The organism is Pseudomonas izuensis, from assembly GCF_009861505.1.
Lineage (GTDB): Bacteria > Pseudomonadota > Gammaproteobacteria > Pseudomonadales > Pseudomonadaceae > Aquipseudomonas > Aquipseudomonas izuensis.
Genome location: NZ_WTFT01000007.1, coordinates 131,969 through 153,307, shown reverse-complemented (window position 1 = coordinate 153,307; position 21,339 = coordinate 131,969). Strand labels below are relative to the sequence as shown.

Below are 21,339 nucleotides of genomic sequence, written 5' to 3'. Positions count from 1 at the left end.
GTTAAACCGCGGCAGCGCCGCCGACGATTTCCGAGATCTCTTGGGTGATCGCAGCCTGACGCGCCTTGTTGTAGACCAGCTGCAAATCGCTGATCAAATCACCGGCGTTGTCGGTAGCGTTCTTCATCGCGATCATCCGCGCAGCTTGTTCAGCCGCATTGTTCTCGACCACCGCCTGGTAGACCTGCGACTCCACGTAACGGACCATCAAGCCGTCGAGCAGCTCCTTGGCATCCGGTTCATAGAGATAGTCCCAGTGGTGCTTGAGGTCTTGATCCGGGGTTGCCACCAGCGGAATCAACTGCTCCACGGTTGGCTGTTGTGTCATGGTGTTGATGAACTTGTTGGAAACCACGGACAGGCGGTCAATACGGCCGTCCAGGTAGGCATCCAGCATCACCTTGACGCTGCCGATCAGATCATTGATCGACGGCTCTTCACCCAGGTGGCTGATAGCTGCAACGACGTTACCGCCGAAGTTGCGGAAGAATGCCGCACCCTTGCTACCAACTACACACAGATCGATCTCGACGCCGTTTTCGCGGTTTACCGCCATGTCCTTGACCAAAGCCTTGAACAGGTTGGTGTTCAAGCCACCACACAGACCACGGTCACTGCTCACTACGACATAACCTACGCGCTTTACTTCGCGGTCGATCATGAACGGGTGGCGATATTCCGGGTTAGCGTTGGCCAGATGACCAATAACCTGGCGGATGCGCTCCGCATAAGGACGGCTAGCAGCCATGCGCATTTGTGCCTTGCGCATTTTGCTGACCGCCACTTTTTCCATGGCGCTGGTAATCTTTTGCGTGCTTTTGATGCTCGCAATCTTACTGCGAATCTCTTTTGCGCCTGCCATGTAACACCTATCAGGTTAGCAAGCGGGAGCCTTGCGACTCCCGCTGCGGCTTACCAGGTTTGGGTGGCCTTGAACTTCTCGATACCGGCTTTCAGGCCGCCATCGATTTCGTCATTGAAGTCACCCTTCACGTTGATCTTCGCCATCAGTTCGGCGTGATCGCGGTTGAAGTAAGCAATCAGCGCTTGCTCGAAGCTGCCGACTTTGGCGATTTCAACGTCAGTCAGGAACCCACGCTCAGCGGCATACAGCGACAGCGACATGTCGGCGATCGACATTGGCGCGTATTGCTTCTGCTTCATCAGCTCGGTAACGCGCTGACCATGCTCAAGTTGCTTACGGGTCGCTTCGTCCAGGTCAGAAGCGAACTGGGCGAATGCCGCCAGTTCACGGTACTGAGCCAGAGCGGTACGGATACCACCGGAGAGCTTCTTGATGATCTTGGTCTGAGCGGCACCACCCACACGGGATACCGAAACACCGGCGTTCACTGCAGGACGGATGCCCGAGTTGAACATGGCCGATTCCAGGAAGATCTGACCGTCGGTGATGGAAATCACGTTGGTCGGAACGAACGCGGAAACGTCGCCAGCCTGGGTTTCGATGATCGGCAGGGCGGTCAGGGAACCGGTTTTGCCAGTCACTGCACCGTTGGTGAACTTCTCTACGTACTCTTCCGAAACGCGGGATGCGCGCTCCAGCAGACGGGAGTGGAGATAGAACACGTCGCCTGGGTAAGCTTCACGGCCTGGTGGACGGCGCAGCAGCAGGGAGATCTGGCGGTAAGCCACTGCCTGCTTGGACAGATCGTCATAAACGATCAGCGCGTCTTCACCGCGGTCGCGGAAGAATTCACCCATGGTGCAACCGGCGTACGGAGCCAGGTATTGCAGCGCAGGAGATTCCGAAGCACTGGCAGCCACGATGATCGTGTTTTTCAGTGCGCCGTTTTCTTCCAGCTTGCGAACCACGTTGGCGATGGTCGATTGCTTCTGACCGATAGCTACGTAGACGCAGAAAATGCCGCTGTCTTTCTGGTTAATGATCGCGTCGATCGCCAGAGCGGTTTTACCGATCTGACGGTCACCGATGATCAGCTCACGCTGGCCACGGCCGACCGGGATCATGGCATCGACAGCCTTGTAGCCAGTCTGTACAGGCTGGTCTACCGACTTACGCCAGATCACGCCTGGAGCAACTTTCTCGACCGCATCGGTCTGGGTGTTGTTCAGTGGACCTTTGCCGTCAACCGGGTTACCCAGTGCATCGACTACGCGACCCAGCAGTTCCTTACCAACCGGAACTTCCAGGATGCGGCCAGTGCACTTGGCGCTCATGCCTTCAGCCAGACCCTGGTATGCGCCCAAAATAACGGCACCTACGGAATCTTGCTCCAGGTTGAGGGCCATACCGTAGACGCCGCCCGGAAACTCGATCATCTCGCCGGACATAACGTCGGCCAGACCGTGAATCCGCACGATACCGTCAGATACGCTGACGACAGTGCCTTCGTTACGGGCTTGGGAGGTCACATCGAGCTTGTCGATGCGGCCCTTGATAATTTCACTTATTTCGGAAGGATTGAGTTGCTGCATTGCTCTGCTGCCCCTTCAAACTCAAGATTTCAATGCTTCGGCAAGTTTCGCGATTTTGCCGCGAATCGAGCCATCGATAACCAGGTCGCCGGCGCGGACGACAATGCCCCCAATAAGGGAACTGTCTTCCTCGACTTGCAGGCGCACTTCCCGGTTGAGTCGTGCACTGAGAACCTTGGCGAGTTTGTCTTGCTGTTCTTGGTTCAATGCAAAAGCACTGGTCACTTCTACGTCTACCGATTTCTCTTGCTCGGCCTTGTACAGGTCGAACAGAGCGGCGATCTCCGGCAGAAGCAGGAGGCGCTCGTTTTCGGCAACAACGTGGATGAAATTCTGTGCCTTGGCATCAAACTTGTCGCCGCACACGTCAATAAACGTGGCGGCCTTTTCTGCGCTCGTCAGTCGCGGGGCCTTGAGCACGCGCTGCATGGTGTCGTCTTCCGACACCGCTGCTGCCAGGCCGAGCATGGCTGACCAATTGGCCAGTTGCTGGTGGGCCTGAGCGTGCTCGAAGGCCGCCTTAGCGTAAGGTCGGGCCAACGTGGTCAGTTCTGCCATGATCGCCCTCGCTTAGATTTCAGCAGCCAGTTGGTTAACCAGCTCTGCGTGCGCGTTTTGATCGATTGACTTGCCCAGGATCTTCGAAGCACCGTCAACGGCCAGGCTACCCACTTGGGCGCGCAGCGCGTCTTTGACGCTGTTCAGTTCCTGTTCGATCTCGGCCTGAGCCTGAGCCTTCACACGGTCAGCTTCGACGCGAGCCTGTTCACGGGCTTCGTCGACGATCTGAGTACCGCGCTTCTTGGCTTGCTCGATGATTTCAGCTGCCTGAGCTTTCGCTTCGCGCAGTTGTTGACCCGCTTTCTCTTGGGCCAACTCCAGGTCGCGAGCTGCTCGGCTGGCAGCGTCCAGTCCATCCGCGATCTTCTTTTGACGTTCGTGCAATGCCGTGATGACCGGAGGCCATACGAACTTCATGCAGAACAGTACAAAAATGAGGAACGCAACGGACTGGCCAATCAGGGTCGCATTAATGTTCACGCCAACACCTCGCAGTTACGTTGTCCATCACATCAAATCACTCGGAAGATCCGAGTAATTAGCCAGCGATCTGACCAACGAACGGGTTCGCAAAGGTGAAGAACAGAGCGATACCAACACCGATCATGGTTACGGCGTCGAGCAGACCGGCAACGATGAACATTTTGACTTGCAGCATTGGAACCATTTCTGGTTGACGCGCTGCGCCTTCCAGGAACTTGCCGCCCAACAGGCCGAAACCAATTGCGGTACCCAGTGCGCCCAGGCCGATCAACAGTGCAACAGCGATAGCGGTTAGACCAACTACAGTTTCCATCTTTCCTCCCGACTTTTACGTCGTATGGTTTAGGTTTTTTAGATTAAAGCGGTAAAACAAATCGTTTCAGAGACCCGGTGGGGACTCCCCTCCCGTTTGACCGGGAGGGACATCAGACTAGTCGAGACTGGTCTTAATGGTTTTCTTCGTGCGCCATCGACAGGTAGACGATGGTCAGCATCATGAAGATGAACGCCTGCAGGGTGATGATCAGGATGTGGAACACTGCCCACGCCCACTGCAGAACAACGCCCAGGCCGCTGAGCCAGAGCAGGCCGCTGCCGAACATCACAGCGATCAGAATGAACACCAGCTCGCCGGCATACATGTTGCCGAACAGACGCAGAGCCAGGGAAATCGGCTTGGCGATCAGGGTCACGAACTCCAGCAGGAAGTTCACCGGGATCAGCAGGGCCTGAACGAAGATGTTCTTGCTGCCGAACGGGTGCAGGGTGAGCTCGCCGATGAAGCCGCCGAGGCCCTTGACCTTGATGCTATAGAAAATGATCAGTGCGAAAACCGAGAACGCCATGCCCAGGGTCGCGTTCGGGTCGGTAGTCGACACGGCGCGGAATGGGATGTGGTGGTCGCCGGAGATCAGGATGGCCAACTGAGGAATCCAGTCGACCGGTACCAGGTCGACGGCGTTCATCAGGAACACCCAGACGAAGATGGTCAGTGCCAGCGGTGCGATCACCGGGCTACGGCCATGGAAGCTGTCTTTCACGCTGCCATCGACGAATTCGACCAATACTTCAACGAAGTTCTGCAAAGCACCTGGCTGACCGGAAGTCGCCTTCTTTGCCGCCATGCGGAAAAGAAGAACGAAGATCAGACCCAATGCGACCGACCAGCCGAGTGTATCGACGTGGAAAGCCCAGAAGCCCATTTCCTTGGCTTCTGCTGCGGTGTGGGCAAAGCCCCAGCCGCCGGTAGGGTGCTGACCGAAAGTCAGGTTCTGCAAGTGGTGCTGGATATAGCCCGAAGCGGTTGTTTCTGCCATGGTTGCCTCAAACGCCCTAAGGTCTCGAAAGTCTTGTTCTCATCAACAGGGGAGCGAACCAACTGACCAGTTGGGTCAGCACGAAGACGCCGAATACAGCTAGCGGCGCCAATGGCTTCACACCTGCGAACGTCAATGCAAAGAGCACCGCCGTCAAAATCAATTTGCCCGCCTCGCCGGCATAAAAAGACCGGACGATGGCTTGAGCTGCTCGGGCGCCGGAAAACCGAAATGCCCTGTGAGCGAAATAAACATTGGGCAGCAAGGCTATCAGGCCTCCGCAAAGTCCCGAGTACCCGGCAACGACTCCATACCATCGCCAGAGCGCCAAAGCGGCAATCAGCAGAATGACAAGTTGAGCCATCAACACCGGAAAAACTGCCAGGCGATGGAACGGCAAGCGGTTTGGCGTGCGTGTTTCCATCACTATTGCTCTCCAATGGTCGGCTGCCGAAATTCAATAACTTGGCATAATTTGTGCCGACAAAATGCGCGCAGAGTATAGGGGCGGTTCTGCCCCTATTCAACTGTCAGGTAGTGATTTCCGACTGCCCGCTACATGAGGAAATGTTTCAGCGGATATGTGCGAGTACACCTTGTAGTTCATCCAGGGAGTTATATCCAATCACTAACTGCCCTTTACCCTTCTTACCATGCCGAATCTGCACCGCAGAGCCTAGGCGCTCGGCCAGACGCTGCTCCAACCGGGCGATATCCGGGTCCGGTTTTGCAGGTTCGACGGGCTCCGGTTTGCCACTCAACCACTGGCGAACCAGTGCTTCAGTCTGGCGTACGGTCAGCCCGCGTGCGACAACATGTCGCGCCCCTTCAACCTGTTGATTGTCGGGCAAACCGAGCAACGCACGGGCATGACCCATTTCCAGGTCACCATGGGACAACATGGTCTTGATGACCTCGGGCAGCGATATCAGCCGCAACAAGTTGGCCACGGTCACCCGAGACTTGCCCACCGCTTCGGCCACTTGTTGCTGGGTCAGCTGGAACTCCTGCTGCAAACGCTGCAGGGCGACCGCTTCTTCAATCGGATTGAGGTCTTCGCGCTGGATGTTTTCGATCAGCGCCATGGCGATAGCGGTTTCATCCGGCACATCGCGAACCATCGCCGGGATGGTTTCCTGGCCGGCCTGCTGACTGGCACGCCAGCGGCGTTCACCCGCGATGATTTCGAAGCGGCCGCCGGCAATCGGACGAACCACTATCGGTTGCATGACGCCCTGGGCCTTGATCGACTGCGCCAGCTCTTCGAGTGCCTGAATATCCATATCGCGCCGAGGCTGGTATTTGCCACGCTGGAGCAGATCCAGCGGCAAATGTTGCAACTCGCGTTGATCGGCTTGCACCGCCTGTTCTTCCAGCGAACTGATAGTCGGACCACTCAGCAGTGCATCCAGTCCACGTCCGAGACCTCGTTTCTTGACGGCCATGGGGATTCCTTAAGTTGCCTGAGCAGCGGCGATGCGTGAGTTTTTACGCTGACGACGAACCATTTCGCCCGCCAGAGCCAAATAGGCAACGGCGCCGCGTGATGCTTTGTCGTACGCCAACGCCGGCATGCCGTAGCTTGGGGCCTCGGCCAGTCGAATGTTGCGCGGAATGACAGTGTCGTAGAGCTGATCGCCAAAGTGTTCCTTGAGCTGCGCCGACACATCGTTCATCAGGCTCAGGCGCGGGTCGTACATCGTCCGCAACAGGCCCTCGACCTTGAGGTTCGGGTTCAGCAATTCAGCGATGCGCTTGATGTTATCCACAAGGTCGCTCAAGCCTTCGAGTGCGAAGTACTCACATTGCATCGGGATAATGACCCCGTCTGCGGCAACCAGTGCGTTCAAAGTCAGCATCGAAAGCGACGGCGGGCAATCAATCAGGATGTAATCGTAGTTTTCACGGATCGGCGCCAATGCACTGCGCAGGCGGCTTTCCTTCATCTGCATTTCCAGCAGCACCACTTCAGCCGCGGTGAGATCGCGGTTAGCCGGCAACAACTGGTAACCACCGTGTTCGGAAAAATGCATCGCCTGGGCCAGATCGCACTCGCCGATCAGCAGGTCATAAACCGAGTTTTCCAGGCCGTGTTTATCCACACCGCTACCCATGGTGGCGTTGCCCTGTGGATCGAGATCGATCAACAACACCCGGCGCTTGGTTGCGACGAGGGATGCTGCGAGGTTGATGCAGGTGGTGGTCTTGCCCACACCACCCTTCTGGTTCGCTATCGCGAATACCTTAGCCATTCTTGCTTGTGTTCCCAATCATGCCGTGCGGCGCAGTATCAGCAGATGGCGTTGGCCTTGGCAACCGGGTACGGCCAGGGCGTGTTCGCTATCGAGGTGGAAGTCTGTCGGCAATGCTACCAGCTCATCGGCGGGATGAACGCCCTTCATTGCCAACCAGCGTGTTTCAGTGTCACCGAGGTGGCGAGTCCAGTTGGTGAAGTTTTCCATGCTGCTGAACGCTCGGGAAATGATCCCGTTGAACGGTTGAGCAGGCTGGAAGGCTTCGACGCGACTGTGGATAACTTGCAGGTTATCCAGCTTGAGTTCGAGTTTGACCTGGGTGAGGAAGCGGGTTTTCTTGCCGTTGCTATCCAGGCAGGTGACTTGAGACTGTGGATACAGGATGGCCAGGGGAATGCCTGGCATCCCGCCGCCACTGCCTACGTCCAGCCAGCGACCGTTTTCGATGAACGACATCACGCTCAAGCTATCGAGCAAATGACGGGACACCATCTCATCCGGATCACGCACGGCGGTCAGGTTGTAAGCCTTGTTCCATTTGATCAACAGGGCCAGATAACCCAGCAGTTGCGCGTGCTGGGCGTCTGTCAGCGTGACGCCAAGCTGGCGGGCACCTGTGGATAACTCTTCTGCATGTTGCGAAGTGACCAACGAACTCAAGCGCTTTGCTCCAACTGACGGCCCGCGCCGCGTTTTTTCAAATGAATCATCAACAGCGAAATCGCTGCCGGCGTTACGCCCGGGATACGCGAGGCCTGGCCCAAAGTCTCTGGGCGGGTCGCACCAAGCTTGCTCTGGATCTCTTTGGAGAGACCGGAAATGTTCGTGTAATCGATATCCACAGGCAGTTTCGTGTCTTCGCTGGCGCGCAAACGAGCGATCTCATCCTGTTGACGATCGATGTAACCGGCGTATTTGGTCTTGATCTCGACCTGCTCGGCTACCTGTGGATCTTCTGCCCCGCCACCGGTCACTTCGATCAGACCAGCGTAGTCGATTTCCGGACGGCTCAAGAGATTGAGCAGGTTGTATTCGTGAGTCAGTGGCGTGCCGAATTTTTCGGCGATGGCATCACCTTGTTCGGTGCCCGGGCGAACCCAGGTGCTTTTCAGACGCTGCTCTTCCAGTTCGATGCTTTCGCGTTTTTTGCAGAAAGCCGCCCAACGCACGTCATCCACCAGGCCCAGTTCGCGGCCTTTTTCGGTCAGGCGCAGGTCCGCGTTGTCTTCACGCAAGATCAGACGGTATTCGGCACGGGATGTGAACATCCGGTACGGCTCTTGAGTACCGAGGGTAATCAGGTCGTCGACCAATACGCCGATGTAGGCTTCGTCGCGACGCGGACACCAGGCATCTTTGCCCTGTGCACGCAGCGCGGCATTGGTTCCGGCCAGCAAACCCTGGGCGCCGGCTTCTTCGTAACCGGTTGTACCGTTGATTTGTCCGGCGAAAAACAGGCCACCGATGACTTTGGTTTCCAGGCTGTACTTCAGGTCGCGCGGATCGAAGTAGTCATATTCGATGGCGTAACCGGGACGCACGATGTGCGCGTTTTCCATGCCGCGAATCGATTGCACGATCTGCAATTGCACATCGAACGGCAGGGATGTGGATATCCCGTTCGGGTACAGCTCGTTTGTCGTCAGGCCTTCCGGCTCGATGAAAACCTGATGGCTTTCCTTATCGGCAAAGCGATGGATCTTGTCTTCGATTGACGGGCAGTAACGCGGGCCGATGCCTTCGATCTCACCGGCAGCGGAATACATCGGCGAACGGTCGAGGTTCGCGGCAATGATTTCGTGAGTGCGCGCATTCGTGTGGGTAATCCAGCAACTGACCTGCCGTGGATGCTGTTCCTTGTTGCCCATGAACGACATCACCGGGATCGGCAGATCGCCCGGTTGTTCGGTCATCACCGAGAAATCCACAGACCGGGCGTCGATACGCGGCGGTGTGCCGGTTTTCAAACGGCCTACACGCAATGGCAGTTCACGCAGACGATGAGCCAGCGCGATCGATGGTGGATCACCGGCGCGACCGCCGGAAAAATTCTGCAACCCGATGTGGATAAGTCCACCGAGGAAGGTACCGGTGGTCAAAACCACCGAATCCGCGAGGAAACGCAGGCCCATCTGCGTAACAACACCACGCACTTGTTCCTGCTCGACGATCAGGTCATCAGCCGCTTGTTGAAATATCCACAGGTTCGGCTGGTTTTCCAGGATTTCGCGGACAGCGGCCTTGTACAGAACCCGGTCGGCCTGAGCGCGGGTTGCTCGCACGGCAGGTCCTTTGCGGCTGTTCAATACGCGAAATTGAATACCACCTTTATCGGTAGCCATGGCCATCGCGCCGCCCAGGGCATCGATTTCCTTGACCAGGTGGCTTTTGCCAATACCGCCGATAGCGGGGTTGCAGCTCATGGCTCCGAGGGTTTCCACGTTGTGCGTCAGCAACAGGGTTTTCACCCCCATACGTGCTGAGGCCAGTGCTGCCTCGGTACCGGCATGACCGCCGCCGATGACGATCACTTCAAAACGGGAAGGGAAATCCACCACGCACCTCGTGCCTGCTTAAGTAGGTAATTCAGGAATAGTTTGAGCTCAGGTTTTTGGACCTGGTCGACAAGTATAGGGACTTCGCCCTTCCTAAAGAACCCTTTGCACAAAATTTAACCAGCTGTGGAGAAGTCGGAGTTATAGAAATTAAAAAGAGAGAAATTTATTAAATCTTTGTTTTTATGTTTATTTCTACTGACCACGCTTTCTGTGGATAAAGTCATACAGCCCTTTATTTACGTAATGTACAGAGATTCAAAACCCTGTGATCATGTGCCAAGGAGGCCCTTGGATAACCCGTTTAAGCCTGTGGATGAATGGGGTGGTTATCCACAGAGGCGGTTATCTTCAGTTTTGAGGCCCTGTTATCAACTGCCCTCAATAGCAGTTATTCACAGGGCTTAATCCACAGAAAAGTGGTGGGCGAACGAATTTTGGGCACGACGAATCCGCTCAAGCAGAGAGAATCTGCTCGGCACTGGAGGTTTTGTTTCAGAAAAGGAGGGAGCAGACAGGCACGGATGGCCTGTCTGTGGACAGCGAAGGACTACTTACCGATGCAGAAGCTGGAGAAAATTCGTCCCAAGAGATCATCGGAGCTAAAGGCACCCGTGATTTCCCCAAGGAATTGCTGAGCCTGTCGCAGATCCTCGGCCAGCAATTCTCCAGCGCCGGCCAGTGTCAGTTGAGCGTGACCGTGTTCCAGGGATGCACTGGCATGGCGAAGCGCTTCAAGGTGACGTCGGCGAGCGCTGAAGCTGCTTTCCGAGGTTTGCTCGTAACCCATGCAGGCCTTGAGGTGTTCTCGCAGTAATTCCAGGCCGACACCTGCAGACTTGGCACTGAGACTGATGGTGACATGGCCATCGTCGCTGACATCCAGGGCAATCGTTTCCCCCGTCAAGTCAGCTTTATTGCGGATCAGCGTGACTTTTGCCGGATCTGGGCGGGTTTCAAGGAATTCGGGCCACAAGGCGAAGGGATCAATGGCTTCGGGCGCTGTGGCATCAACGACCAACAGCACACGATCGGCTTCACCAATGGCTTTCAATGCCCGTTCGACGCCGATTTTTTCCACATGATCATCGGTATCTCGCAGACCAGCGGTATCGACAACGTGCAGTGGCATACCGTCGATGTGGATATGTTCGCGAAGAACGTCTCGAGTGGTGCCGGCAATCTCGGTCACAATAGCCGCCTCTCGGCCGGCCAGTGCATTGAGCAGGCTGGATTTCCCGGCATTGGGCCGACCGGCGATCACCACAGTCATGCCATCACGCAGCAAGGCACCCTGCCCGGCTTCACGCAAGACGGTGGATAACTCTTCGCGCACTTTGTCGAGCATGCTCAACACATGGCCATCGGCAAGGAAGTCGATCTCTTCTTCCGGAAAGTCGATGGCTGCTTCGACGTAGATGCGCAGGCCGATCAATTGTTCGGTGAGGTTATGCACACGCTGGGAAAATGCACCTTGCAATGAACGCAGGGCATTTCGAGCCGCCTGTGCAGAACTTGCCTCGATCAGGTCGGCGATGGCTTCGGCCTGTGCCAGGTCGAGCTTGTCGTTGAGGAAGGCGCGTTCGCTGAACTCCCCGGGCCTGGCCAGACGGCAGCCGAGTTCCAGGCAGCGCTTGAGCAGCATATCCAGGACAATCGGGCCGCCATGACCCTGCAGCTCCAGCACATCTTCACCGGTGAACGAGTTCGGCCCAGGAAAGTACAGTGTGATGCCTTGATCCAGCACCTCTTCGTTTTCACCGAGGAACGGACCGTAGTGGGCGAATCTCGGCTTGAGTTCACGACCACTGAAGGCCTTGGCCGCAACGCTGGCCAAAGGCCCGGAAATACGGACGATGCCTACGCCGCCACGGCCTTGAGCGGTGGCGACGGCGGCGATGGTTTCACGAGGAACGCTCATAAACCGGTACCCAGACAAAAGTGACAGATAGCAAAACGCCCCACTAGGGGGCGTTTTGAGTGGTTATCCACAGTGTAAGTCAGGCAGTCGCTTTGGTAGCGGCTTCGATCTTACGAGTGATGTACCACTGTTGGGCGATCGACAGGCAGTTGTTCACTACCCAGTACAGCACCAGACCGGCCGGGAACCACAGGAAGAAGAAGGTGAAGATGATTGGCATCAGCTTCATCACCTTGGCCTGCATTGGATCCGGTGGAGTCGGGTTCAACTGCTGCTGGATGAACATGGTTGCACCCATGATGATCGGCAGGATGAAGAACGGATCCTTGATCGACAGGTCAGTAATCCACAGCATGAACGGCGCCTGGCGCATTTCAACGCTTTCCAGCAGAACCCAGTACAGCGAGAGGAAAACCGGCATCTGCACGAGGATTGGCAAGCAACCACCCAGCGGATTGATCTTCTCTTTTTTGTACAGCTCCATCATGGCCTGCGACATTTTCTGCCGGTCATCGCCATGTTGTTCTTTCAGCGCGGCCAGTTTCGGTGCCACTGCACGCATGCGCGCCATGGATTTGTAGCTGGCAGCCGACAGCGGGAAGAAGATCCCTTTGATCAGCATGGTCAGGAAAATGATCGACCAGCCCCAGTTACCCACAATGGCGTGGATATGTTGCAGCAACCAGAAGATAGGTTGTGCGATGAACCAGAGAATGCCGTAGTCGACAGTCAGTTCCAGACCTGGGGACAACTCTTTCAGCACAGCCTGGCTTTTCGGACCCGCGTACAGAATGGCACTGGTTTCAGCCTTGGCACCTGGCGCTACGGTCAGGGACGGGCCGGTGTAACCAATGATGTAGTTGCCTTTGCTGTCTTTACGGGTCTGGACGACATTGTTTTCGCCCTTGGCCGGAATCCACGCGGTCACGAAGTAGTGTTGCAACCAGGCAACCCAACCACCGTTCACGGTTTCTTTCAGCGCGGCCTTGTCCATATCTTTCATGGACACTTTCTTGTACGGCTCGGAACGTGTCCACAGGGCGGCGCCCAGGTAAGTCGCGGTGCCGGTGGCTGTGCTGGAAGAAGGATCGGAGCTGGCGTCACGCTTCAATTGCGCGAACATCGCACCGGACCAGGGCTGAGCGCTCTGGTTATCGATCAAGTAAGAAACGGTTACGTCATACAGGCCACGTTTCAGGGTGAAACGCTTGATGTAATTGACGCCGTCCTTGCTGAACTTCAGATCCACGACCAATTGGTCCTGACCGTCAGCCAGTTGATAAATCTTCTTCTCCGAGGAGTAAACCGGACGACCGGCAGGACTTGCGTCCGGGCCGTTGCTGCCGATCAGGCCGCTCTGAGCCAGATAAGTGCGCTCGTTTCCGTTGTCGAACAACTGGAACGGAATTTCCGGATGGTCCTGGCGACGTGGATACAGCGGCAGTTTCAGCTGGGCAACATCACCACCTTGTGGATCGATGGCCAGATCGAGCACATCCGTTTTGATCTGGATGAGGTCGGTGCTAACAGCTACCGGAGTTTCGGCAGGTGCGCTGGTATCGTTTGCGGCGTGTGGAATGTCGTCACTGACGGACGCTTTATTGCCAGTTGCCGTATCCGGGAGGCCCGGTGCGGTCGTACTGGAAGCAACATTCTGAGTCGGCAAGGCAGCCTGACCATAGTCCTGGTTCCATTTAAGAACCATAACGTAGGACACGATTGCCAGGGCGACGATCAGGATCGTGCGTTTGATATCCATGATTACTCGGCCATCGAAGAAGAACGGGAGGTAGGGATAGGTGGAACCGGGTCATAACCACCGGGATTCCACGGATGACAGCGACCTAAACGACGAAAGGTCAGCCAGCCACCGCGCAGAAGGCCATGATTTTCGATGGCTTCCAACGCGTAGCAGGAACAACTGGGGTAGAAACGACAGTGACTGGCCATCAGGGGACTAATGGCATAGCGATAAAACTGGATCGGAACGAGTGCCAGTTTACGCATCTGGACTGTCTACCCCTACAGTTTCGGTTTTGACTGCTGGTACCGGCGTGCTACGTGCCAGACGCTTCCAGAGTTTGCCGAAATGCTGAATCAATTCGGGGTTTTCTACGTCGCCCAAACCTTTGCGCGCGACGATAACGATGTCCCAACCGACCAGTAAATCCTGGTTCAGGCGAAACGATTCGCGCATCAGACGTTTGAGGCGATTGCGCTCGACGGAGAGCTTTACGCTCTTTTTCCCGATAACCAACCCAAGACGGGGGTGATCAAGATCGTTGTTGCGCGCAAGGAGCAGGAGATTTTTCCCCGGAACCTTGCCGGTAGGGGAGTCAAAGACTGCCTTGAAATGCCGGGGAGTAAGCAGACGCTTTTCCCGACTGAAGTCCTGACTCACCTCCAGTGCCGGATTATCAAACTGCCAGACGCGCACGACCTTTGGCGCGACGACGCGACAGGACGGCACGACCGTTCTTGGTAGCCATGCGAGCACGGAAACCGTGGGTACGAGCGCGTTTGATAGTGCTTGGTTGGAAAGTACGTTTCATTGTCGTGTTACCTGGTTCGTCCACAACGGGCCGGAATGGCCCCCGTTTTAAGAGACCGGGGATTCTAGAGAAAGCAAGCCTCTAGGTCAATTTCCAACCAGCGTTTCCTTATAAATAGATCTCCAGACGTTTTGGTCGGCCTCGCGCCTTCGCTAAACATAAAAATAAAGAAGGAGAGTATTTAAAGCTTTTCTGTAAAGCTTATAAAGGCTAAGGGCACGATCATCTGTGGATAACTGACCACAGCCCTTATTTCACATGCTGTACAGAGAATGACAACTACAGTGGAAAACGGTGATCAGGCTGTGCTGCGCTGTCGGAAAACCTGTGTGTGAAAGATGCTGTTATCCACAGGCAGGTTATCCACCGAGTTTCACCCCCACTTGTGCAATGAGCTCAGACCCGGTTATCCACAGAGCTTATTCACAGACCATTGGTCGTCTTTTTTGCGTATAAAACGTTGATTCTTCTTGGTCGATGGCCCACCTACGTGTGGATAAGTCAGCGTCTGGTCGTTACAATGGGCGCTTGTTTTTGCCTCACCGGCTTTCAACTTAGGGGATATCCGTGTCAGTGGAACTTTGGCAGCAGTGCGTGGAGCTTTTGCGCGATGAACTGCCTGCCCAACAATTCAACACTTGGATCCGTCCACTACAGGTCGAAGCCGAAGGCGACGAGTTGCGTGTCTACGCACCCAATCGGTTTGTCCTGGACTGGGTCAACGAAAAGTACCTGGGTCGTGTTCTGGAATTGCTGGACGAGCATGGCAACGGGATGGCGCCTGCACTCTCCTTATTAATAGGCAGTAAACGCAGTTCCGCGCCGCGTGCTGCTCCGAATGCGCCTTTGGCCGCCGCTGCTGCTGCGTCCCAGGTTCAGGCGGCTCCGGCCTCAAACAGTACTCCGGCACAAGCACCGGTTAGCGCCCCGACCAAGCGTGCGACGCAAAAAGCCACTGAAGTCATTGAGGAGGAGCCGTCGCGCGACAGCTTCGACCCGATGGCCGGCGCCAGTTCGCAACAGGCTCCGGTTCGTGCTGAACAACGCACCGTGCAAGTTGAAGGTGCGCTCAAGCACACCAGCTACCTGAACCGCACCTTTACCTTCGAAAACTTCGTTGAGGGCAAGTCCAACCAACTGGCCCGGGCTGCGGCCTGGCAAGTGGCGGACAATCCCAAGCATGGCTATAACCCGCTCTTCCTTTATGGTGGTGTGGGTCTGGGTAAAACCCACTTGATGCACGCTGTGGGTAACCATCTATTAAAGAAGAACCCGAATGCCAAGGTCGTTTACCTGCATTCCGAGCGCTTCGTGGCCGATATGGTCAAGGCCTTGCAACTGAATGCCATCAATGAGTTCAAGCGTTTCTACCGCTCGGTGGATGCCTTGCTGATTGACGACATTCAATTCTTCGCCCGCAAGGAACGTTCTCAGGAAGAGTTTTTCCACACCTTCAATGCCCTGCTTGAAGGTGGCCAGCAAGTCATTCTCACCAGTGACCGCTACCCGAAAGAAATCGAAGGCCTTGAAGAGCGCCTGAAATCCCGCTTTGGTTGGGGGTTGACGGTAGCCGTCGAACCGCCGGAGCTTGAAACTCGTGTGGCGATCCTGATGAAGAAGGCCGATCAGGCCAAAGTCGAACTACCCCACGACGCGGCGTTCTTTATTGCCCAACGCATTCGCTCCAATGTCCGTGAACTGGAAGGCGCGCTTAAACGCGTCATCGCCCATTCGCACTTCATGGGCCGCGATATCACCATCGAGCTGATTCGTGAATCCTTGAAGGATCTTTTGGCGCTGCAAGACAAGCTGGTCTCTGTGGATAACATTCAGCGCACCGTCGCCGAGTACTACAAGATCAAGATCTCCGACTTGCTGTCAAAACGTCGTTCGCGTTCGGTCGCCCGCCCGCGTCAGGTCGCCATGGCATTGTCCAAGGAGCTGACCAACCACAGTTTGCCGGAGATCGGCGATGTGTTTGGCGGACGTGACCACACAACGGTTTTGCACGCCTGCCGCAAGATCAACGAACTTAAGGAATCCGACGCGGACATCCGCGAGGACTACAAGAACCTGCTGCGTACACTGACCACTTGATGAACACCAGCGCAGCTAATTAAGGCAAGGGACTAGACCATGCATTTCACCATTCAACGCGAAGCCCTGTTGAAACCCCTGCAACTGGTCGCAGGCGTCGTCGAGCGCCGACAGACCTTGCCGGTGCTTTCCAACGTGCTGCTGGTTGTCGAAGGCCAGCAACTGTCGCTGACCGGTACCGACCTGGAAGTCGAGCTGGTCGGCCGTGTTCAACTCGAAGAGCCCGCAGAACCGGGTTCGATCACCGTGCCTGCACGCAAGCTGATGGATATCTGCAAAAGCTTGCCGAACGATGCGCTGATCGACATCAAGGTCGACGAGCAGAAGCTTGTGGTGAAGGCTGGTCGTAGCCGCTTCACCCTGTCGACCCTGCCGGCCAATGACTTCCCGACGGTGGAAGAAGGTCCAGGCTCGCTGACGTGCAGCCTCGAGCAAAGCAAGTTGCGTCGCTTGATCGAGCGGACCAGCTTCGCCATGGCCCAGCAGGACGTGCGCTACTACCTCAATGGCATGCTGCTTGAAGTCTCTGCCGGTGTGATCCGTGCCGTGGCCACCGATGGCCATCGCTTGGCCATGTGCTCGATGCAGGCCGATATCGGTCAGCCTGATCGCCATCAGGTCATCGTACCGCGCAAAGGTATTCTGGAACTGGCGCGTCTACTGACCGAACCGGACGGCATCGTCAGCATCGTCCTGGGTCAGCACCACATTCGCGCCACCACTGGCGAATTTACCTTCACCTCGAAACTGGTCGACGGCAAGTTCCCTGACTACGAGCGCGTGCTGCCCAAGGGCGGCGACAAACTGGTGCTGGGTGATCGTCAGGCGCTGCGCGAAGCCTTCAGCCGTACCGCAATTCTGTCCAATGAGAAGTACCGCGGTATTCGTCTGCAACTGGCCAACGGTCAACTGAAGATCCAGGCGAACAACCCGGAGCAGGAAGAAGCGGAAGAAGAAGTGGGTGTTGAATACAACGGTGGCTCCCTGGAAATCGGCTTCAACGTGAGCTACTTGCTCGACGTGTTGGGCGTGATGACCACCGAGCAGGTTCGCCTGATCCTGTCCGACTCCAACAGCAGTGCGCTGGTGCAAGAGTCCGACAACGACGACTCGGCCTACGTTGTTATGCCGATGCGTCTGTAATCATGCCCAGCAGAAGCTAGATGTCCTTAAGTCGCGTCTCGGTCACCGCGGTGCGCAATCTGCACCCGGTGACCTTCTCCCCCTCCCCCCGAATCAATATTCTTTACGGCGCCAACGGCAGCGGCAAAACCAGTGTTCTGGAAGCCATCCACCTGCTGGGGCTTGCCCGTTCGTTTCGTAGCACCCGCCTGTTGCCGGTCATTCAGTACGAGCAATTGGCGTGCACGGTGTTCGGTCAGGTCGAACTGGCCGAGGGGGGCCACAGTGCCCTCGGCATTTCGCGCGATCGCCAAGGGGAGTTCCAGATCCGTATAGACGGGCAAAACGCTCGCAGTGCTGCGCAGTTGGCGGAAATCCTGCCTCTGCAGTTGATCAACCCCGACAGTTTTCGCTTGTTGGAAGGTGCACCCAAGATTCGCCGGCAGTTTCTCGATTGGGGTGTGTTCCACGTGGAACCCCGGTTCATGTCTACCTGGCAGCGTTTGCAGAAGGCCCTGCGCCAGAGAAACTCTTGGCTGCGGCATGGTACACTTGACGCCGTTTCGCAAGCGGTTTGGGACAGGGAACTGTGCCAGGCCAGCGCTGAAATCGATGAATACCGTCGCGCTTATATCAAAGCCTTGAAACCAGTCTTTGAACAGACCTTGAGTGAACTGGTTGAACTCGAGGGCTTGACGCTCAGCTATTACCGAGGATGGGACAAAGACCGTGAGCTGAGCGCTGTGCTCGCCGGTTCCCTCCAACGGGATCAGCAGATGGGGCATACCCAAGCCGGACCGCAACGTGCAGATTTGCGTCTCAGACTGGGCGCACACAATGCCGCGGACATCTTGTCCCGCGGACAGCAGAAGCTGGTGGTTTGTGCGTTGCGGATTGCCCAAGGGCATCTGGTTAGCCAGGCGCGGCGCGGTCAGTGTATTTATCTGGTGGATGACCTGCCGTCCGAACTGGACGAGCACCACCGTCGCGCGCTTTGCCGCTTGCTGGAAGACTTACGCTGCCAGGTGTTTATTACCTGTGTAGATCACGAATTATTGAGGGAAGGCTGGCAGACGGAAACGCCAGTCGCTCTGTTCCACGTGGAACAGGGCCGTATCACCCAGACCCACGACCATCGGGAGTGAAGGCATTGAGCGAAGAAAATACGTACGACTCAACGAGCATTAAAGTGCTGAAAGGCCTGGATGCCGTACGCAAACGTCCCGGTATGTACATTGGCGACACCGATGATGGCAGCGGTCTGCACCACATGGTGTTCGAGGTGGTCGACAACTCGATCGACGAAGCTCTGGCCGGTCACTGCGACGACATCAGCATCATTATCCATCCGGATGAATCCATCACCGTTCGCGACAACGGCCGCGGTATTCCGGTAGACGTGCATAAAGAAGAAGGCGTCTCGGCAGCGGAGGTCATCATGACCGTACTGCACGCCGGCGGTAAGTTTGACGACAACTCCTACAAAGTATCCGGCGGCCTGCACGGTGTAGGTGTATCTGTAGTTAACGCCCTGTCTGAACAGCTTGTGCTCACTGTTCGCCGTAGCGGCAAGATCTGGGAACAGACCTACGTGCACGGTGTTCCACAGGAGCCGATGAAAATCGTTGGCGACAGTGAAAGTACCGGTACCCAGATTCACTTCAAGGCTTCCAGCGAAACCTTCAAGAACATCCACTTCAGTTGGGACATCCTGGCCAAGCGGATTCGTGAACTGTCCTTCCTCAACTCCGGCGTCGGTATCGTCCTCAAGGATGAGCGCAGCGGCAAGGAAGAGCTGTTCAAATACGAGGGTGGCCTGCGTGCATTCGTTGAATACCTGAACACCAACAAGACTCCGGTCAACCAGGTGTTCCACTTCAACATTCAGCGTGAAGACGGCATCGGCGTGGAAATCGCCCTGCAGTGGAACGACAGCTTCAACGAGAACCTGTTGTGCTTCACCAACAACATTCCGCAGCGCGACGGCGGTACTCACCTGGTGGGTTTCCGTTCCGCACTGACGCGTAACCTGAACACCTACATCGAAGCTGAAGGCCTGGCGAAGAAACACAAAGTTGCCACCACCGGTGACGATGCCCGTGAAGGCCTGACAGCGATCATCTCGGTGAAGGTGCCGGATCCGAAGTTCAGCTCCCAGACCAAAGACAAGCTGGTCTCTTCCGAAGTGAAGACCGCTGTCGAACAGGAAATGGGCAAGTACTTCTCCGACTTCCTGCTGGAAAACCCGAACGAAGCCAAGTTGGTTGTCGGCAAGATGATCGACGCCGCGCGTGCCCGTGAAGCGGCGCGCAAGGCCCGTGAGATGACCCGCCGCAAAGGCGCGCTGGACATCGCCGGCCTGCCGGGCAAACTGGCCGACTGCCAGGAAAAAGACCCTGCCCTGTCCGAACTGTATCTGGTGGAAGGTGACTCCGCGGGCGGCTCTGCCAAGCAGGGACGTAACCGCAAGACCCAGGCGATTCTGCCCCTCAAGGGTAAAATCCTGAACGTCGAGAAGGCACGTTTCGACAAGATGATCTCGTCCCAGGAAGTGGGCACCCTGATCACCGCCCTGGGCTGCGGCATCGGTCGCGAAGAGTACAACATCGACAAGTTGCGTTATCACAACATCATCATCATGACCGATGCTGACGTCGACGGTTCGCACATCCGTACCCTGCTGCTGACCTTCTTCTTCCGTCAGCTGCCGGAGCTGATCGAGCGTGGCTACATCTATATCGCCCAGCCACCGCTGTACAAGGTCAAGAAAGGCAAGCAAGAGCAATACATCAAAGACGACGACGCCATGGAAGAGTACATGACGCAGTCGGCCCTGGAAGACGCGAGCCTGCACCTGAACGAAGATGCACCCGGTATTTCCGGTGAAGCGCTTGAGCGCCTGGTGAATGATTTCCGTCTGGTAATGAAGACCCTCAAGCGTCTGTCGCGCCTGTATCCGCAGGAACTGACCGAGCACTTCATCTACCTGCCGGCCGTCAGCCTGGAGCAACTGTCCGATCACGCAGCGATGCAAGATTGGCTGGCTCAATACGAAGTACGTCTACGCACCGTCGAAAAATCCGGTCTGGTTTACAAGGCCAGCCTGCGTGAAGACCGTGAACGTAATGTCTGGCTGCCAGAGGTCGAGCTGATCTCCCACGGGCTGTCGAACTATGTCACGTTCAACCGCGACTTCTTTGGCAGCAATGACTACAAAACCGTCGTTTCCCTGGGGGCTCAGCTGAGCACCCTGCTGGACGAAGGCGCGTACATCCAGCGTGGCGAACGCAAGAAAGCGGTCACCGAGTTCAAGGAAGCCCTGGACTGGCTGATGGCGGAAAGCACCAAGCGTCACACCATTCAGCGATACAAAGGTCTGGGCGAGATGAACCCGGATCAGCTGTGGGAAACCACCATGGACCCAAGCGTACGCAGGATGCTGAAGGTGACGATCGAAGACGCCATCGGTGCAGACCAGATCTTCAACACCCTGATGGGTGATGCGGTCGAACCTCGTCGTGACTTCATCGAAAGCAACGCCCTGGCGGTTTCCAATCTGGATTTCTGAGTCCGTGTCGATGGGCACATTAAGTGTCGCAAGTGGGCGGATTATTGTCGCCATCTAAAGAAAACCCCCGGCCTTAGTGTCGGGGTTTTTCTTTGTGGCTCCAGCCTAACCAAAACGATACACACCATGCTCGCAGCCCATGTATGGGCCTTTTATGGGCGATGTGATGGAACATGGTTTTGGTTTCATCGAAACGAACCGCATTCTTGCTTGGCTGCTTGGCTGCTTGGCTGCTTGGCTGCTTGGCTGCTTGGCTGCTTGGCTGCTTGGCTGCTTGGCTGCGGTAGGTGGAAAAAATTATTTGCCTCTTCGGCTAAAATTAATGCTCATGTGAAAGCCCCCGGAAGTTCCTACTGCCGGGGGCTTTCACTTTGTGGGGGTATTGGCTGCTTATCGGGTGACCGGTCGGTTATCATGGCCGGCAACTATCCAGAGCTTCATTGATTCAGGGC

21 protein-coding genes are annotated in these 21,339 nt (G+C 56.2%); 5 read left to right on the top strand and 16 right to left on the bottom strand.

The features are described from left to right. Nucleotide 1 precedes the first annotated feature (1 nt). The 16 genes from atpG to rpmH form a co-directional block, all read right to left on the bottom strand. Complete coding sequence (gene atpG, locus GPL81_RS06905; protein ID WP_085723558.1) at nt 2-862, bottom strand: F0F1 ATP synthase subunit gamma; 861 nt, start codon at nt 860-862, stop codon at nt 2-4. Between the two features lie 50 nt (nt 863-912). Beyond that, nucleotides 913-2,457: a F0F1 ATP synthase subunit alpha gene (gene atpA, locus GPL81_RS06900; RefSeq protein WP_160106066.1), complete on the bottom strand. Its 1,545-nt coding sequence runs from the start codon at nt 2,455-2,457 to the stop codon at nt 913-915. A gap of 21 nt (nt 2,458-2,478) precedes the next feature. Continuing rightward, a complete protein-coding gene (locus GPL81_RS06895; protein ID WP_160106064.1) occupies nt 2,479-3,015 on the bottom strand; it encodes a F0F1 ATP synthase subunit delta in 537 nt (178 codons plus the stop codon). A 12-nt stretch (nt 3,016-3,027) separates the two neighbouring features. Then, a complete protein-coding gene (locus GPL81_RS06890) occupies nt 3,028-3,498 on the bottom strand; it encodes a F0F1 ATP synthase subunit B (RefSeq protein ID WP_096514131.1) in 471 nt (156 codons plus the stop codon). A gap of 58 nt (nt 3,499-3,556) precedes the next feature. Continuing rightward, the gene (gene atpE / locus GPL81_RS06885; RefSeq protein ID WP_003097235.1) at nt 3,557-3,814 is read right to left on the bottom strand and encodes a F0F1 ATP synthase subunit C; all 258 of its coding nucleotides are present in this window, start codon (nt 3,812-3,814) and stop codon (nt 3,557-3,559) included. 133 nt (nt 3,815-3,947) lie between these two features. Next, entirely contained in the window at nt 3,948-4,817 is an 870-nt protein-coding gene (atpB, locus tag GPL81_RS06880) for a F0F1 ATP synthase subunit A (RefSeq protein WP_007969902.1), read from the bottom strand. Between the two features lie 16 nt (nt 4,818-4,833). Then, the gene (locus tag GPL81_RS06875; protein WP_160106062.1) at nt 4,834-5,241 is read right to left on the bottom strand and encodes a F0F1 ATP synthase subunit I; all 408 of its coding nucleotides are present in this window, start codon (nt 5,239-5,241) and stop codon (nt 4,834-4,836) included. Nucleotides 5,242-5,389: 148 nt separating this feature from the next. Continuing rightward, on the bottom strand, nt 5,390-6,262 hold the full coding sequence (locus tag GPL81_RS06870) for a ParB/RepB/Spo0J family partition protein (protein ID WP_096514129.1): 873 nt from the start codon (nt 6,260-6,262) through the stop codon (nt 5,390-5,392). A 9-nt stretch (nt 6,263-6,271) separates the two neighbouring features. Further along, the gene (locus GPL81_RS06865) at nt 6,272-7,069 is read right to left on the bottom strand and encodes a ParA family protein (RefSeq protein ID WP_060540279.1); all 798 of its coding nucleotides are present in this window, start codon (nt 7,067-7,069) and stop codon (nt 6,272-6,274) included. Nucleotides 7,070-7,087: 18 nt separating this feature from the next. Further along, nucleotides 7,088-7,732 carry a 16S rRNA (guanine(527)-N(7))-methyltransferase RsmG gene (rsmG, locus tag GPL81_RS06860; protein WP_160106060.1) on the bottom strand — a complete coding sequence of 215 codons (645 nt, stop codon included), beginning with the start codon at nt 7,730-7,732 and terminating at the stop codon, nt 7,088-7,090. Beyond that, a complete protein-coding gene (mnmG, locus tag GPL81_RS06855; RefSeq protein ID WP_160106058.1) occupies nt 7,729-9,627 on the bottom strand; it encodes a tRNA uridine-5-carboxymethylaminomethyl(34) synthesis enzyme MnmG in 1,899 nt (632 codons plus the stop codon). The genes rsmG and mnmG overlap by 4 nt, the downstream gene beginning before the upstream one ends. Nucleotides 9,628-10,177: 550 nt before the next feature. Then, nucleotides 10,178-11,548 carry a tRNA uridine-5-carboxymethylaminomethyl(34) synthesis GTPase MnmE gene (gene mnmE, locus GPL81_RS06850; protein WP_160106056.1) on the bottom strand — a complete coding sequence of 457 codons (1,371 nt, stop codon included), beginning with the start codon at nt 11,546-11,548 and terminating at the stop codon, nt 10,178-10,180. A 79-nt stretch (nt 11,549-11,627) separates the two neighbouring features. Further along, nucleotides 11,628-13,307, bottom strand: coding sequence for a membrane protein insertase YidC (yidC, locus tag GPL81_RS06845; RefSeq protein ID WP_160106054.1), 1,680 nt, complete (start codon nt 13,305-13,307; stop codon nt 11,628-11,630). A gap of 2 nt (nt 13,308-13,309) precedes the next feature. Continuing rightward, nucleotides 13,310-13,555, bottom strand: a complete 246-nt coding sequence (yidD, locus tag GPL81_RS06840; RefSeq protein WP_010207715.1) for a membrane protein insertion efficiency factor YidD — start codon at nt 13,553-13,555, stop codon at nt 13,310-13,312. After that, nucleotides 13,548-13,949 (bottom strand): ribonuclease P protein component, encoded by a 402-nt coding sequence (gene rnpA, locus GPL81_RS06835; protein ID WP_197677877.1) that lies wholly within the window; start codon nt 13,947-13,949, stop codon nt 13,548-13,550. The genes yidD and rnpA overlap by 8 nt, the downstream gene beginning before the upstream one ends. Before the next feature lie 16 nt (nt 13,950-13,965). Then, nucleotides 13,966-14,100: a 50S ribosomal protein L34 gene (gene rpmH / locus GPL81_RS06830; RefSeq protein WP_003213577.1), complete on the bottom strand. Its 135-nt coding sequence runs from the start codon at nt 14,098-14,100 to the stop codon at nt 13,966-13,968. 567 nt (nt 14,101-14,667) lie between these two features. On the opposite strand from rpmH, the gene dnaA reads away from it, so the two are divergent. The 5 genes from dnaA (at nt 14,668) to GPL81_RS06805 (ending at nt 21,221) form a co-directional block, all read left to right on the top strand. Then, nucleotides 14,668-16,197, top strand: coding sequence for a chromosomal replication initiator protein DnaA (dnaA, locus tag GPL81_RS06825; protein ID WP_160106053.1), 1,530 nt, complete (start codon nt 14,668-14,670; stop codon nt 16,195-16,197). 39 nt (nt 16,198-16,236) lie between these two features. Continuing rightward, nucleotides 16,237-17,340, top strand: a complete 1,104-nt coding sequence (gene dnaN / locus GPL81_RS06820) for a DNA polymerase III subunit beta (RefSeq protein WP_090326964.1) — start codon at nt 16,237-16,239, stop codon at nt 17,338-17,340. A 20-nt stretch (nt 17,341-17,360) separates the two neighbouring features. Next, nucleotides 17,361-18,464: a DNA replication/repair protein RecF gene (gene recF, locus GPL81_RS06815; protein ID WP_007969883.1), complete on the top strand. Its 1,104-nt coding sequence runs from the start codon at nt 17,361-17,363 to the stop codon at nt 18,462-18,464. 5 nt (nt 18,465-18,469) lie between these two features. Next, the gene (gene gyrB, locus GPL81_RS06810; RefSeq protein ID WP_096515614.1) at nt 18,470-20,887 is read left to right on the top strand and encodes a DNA topoisomerase (ATP-hydrolyzing) subunit B; all 2,418 of its coding nucleotides are present in this window, start codon (nt 18,470-18,472) and stop codon (nt 20,885-20,887) included. Nucleotides 20,888-21,041: 154 nt separating this feature from the next. Next, nucleotides 21,042-21,221: a hypothetical protein gene (locus GPL81_RS06805; RefSeq protein ID WP_160106051.1), complete on the top strand. Its 180-nt coding sequence runs from the start codon at nt 21,042-21,044 to the stop codon at nt 21,219-21,221. Nucleotides 21,222-21,339 lie beyond the last annotated feature (118 nt).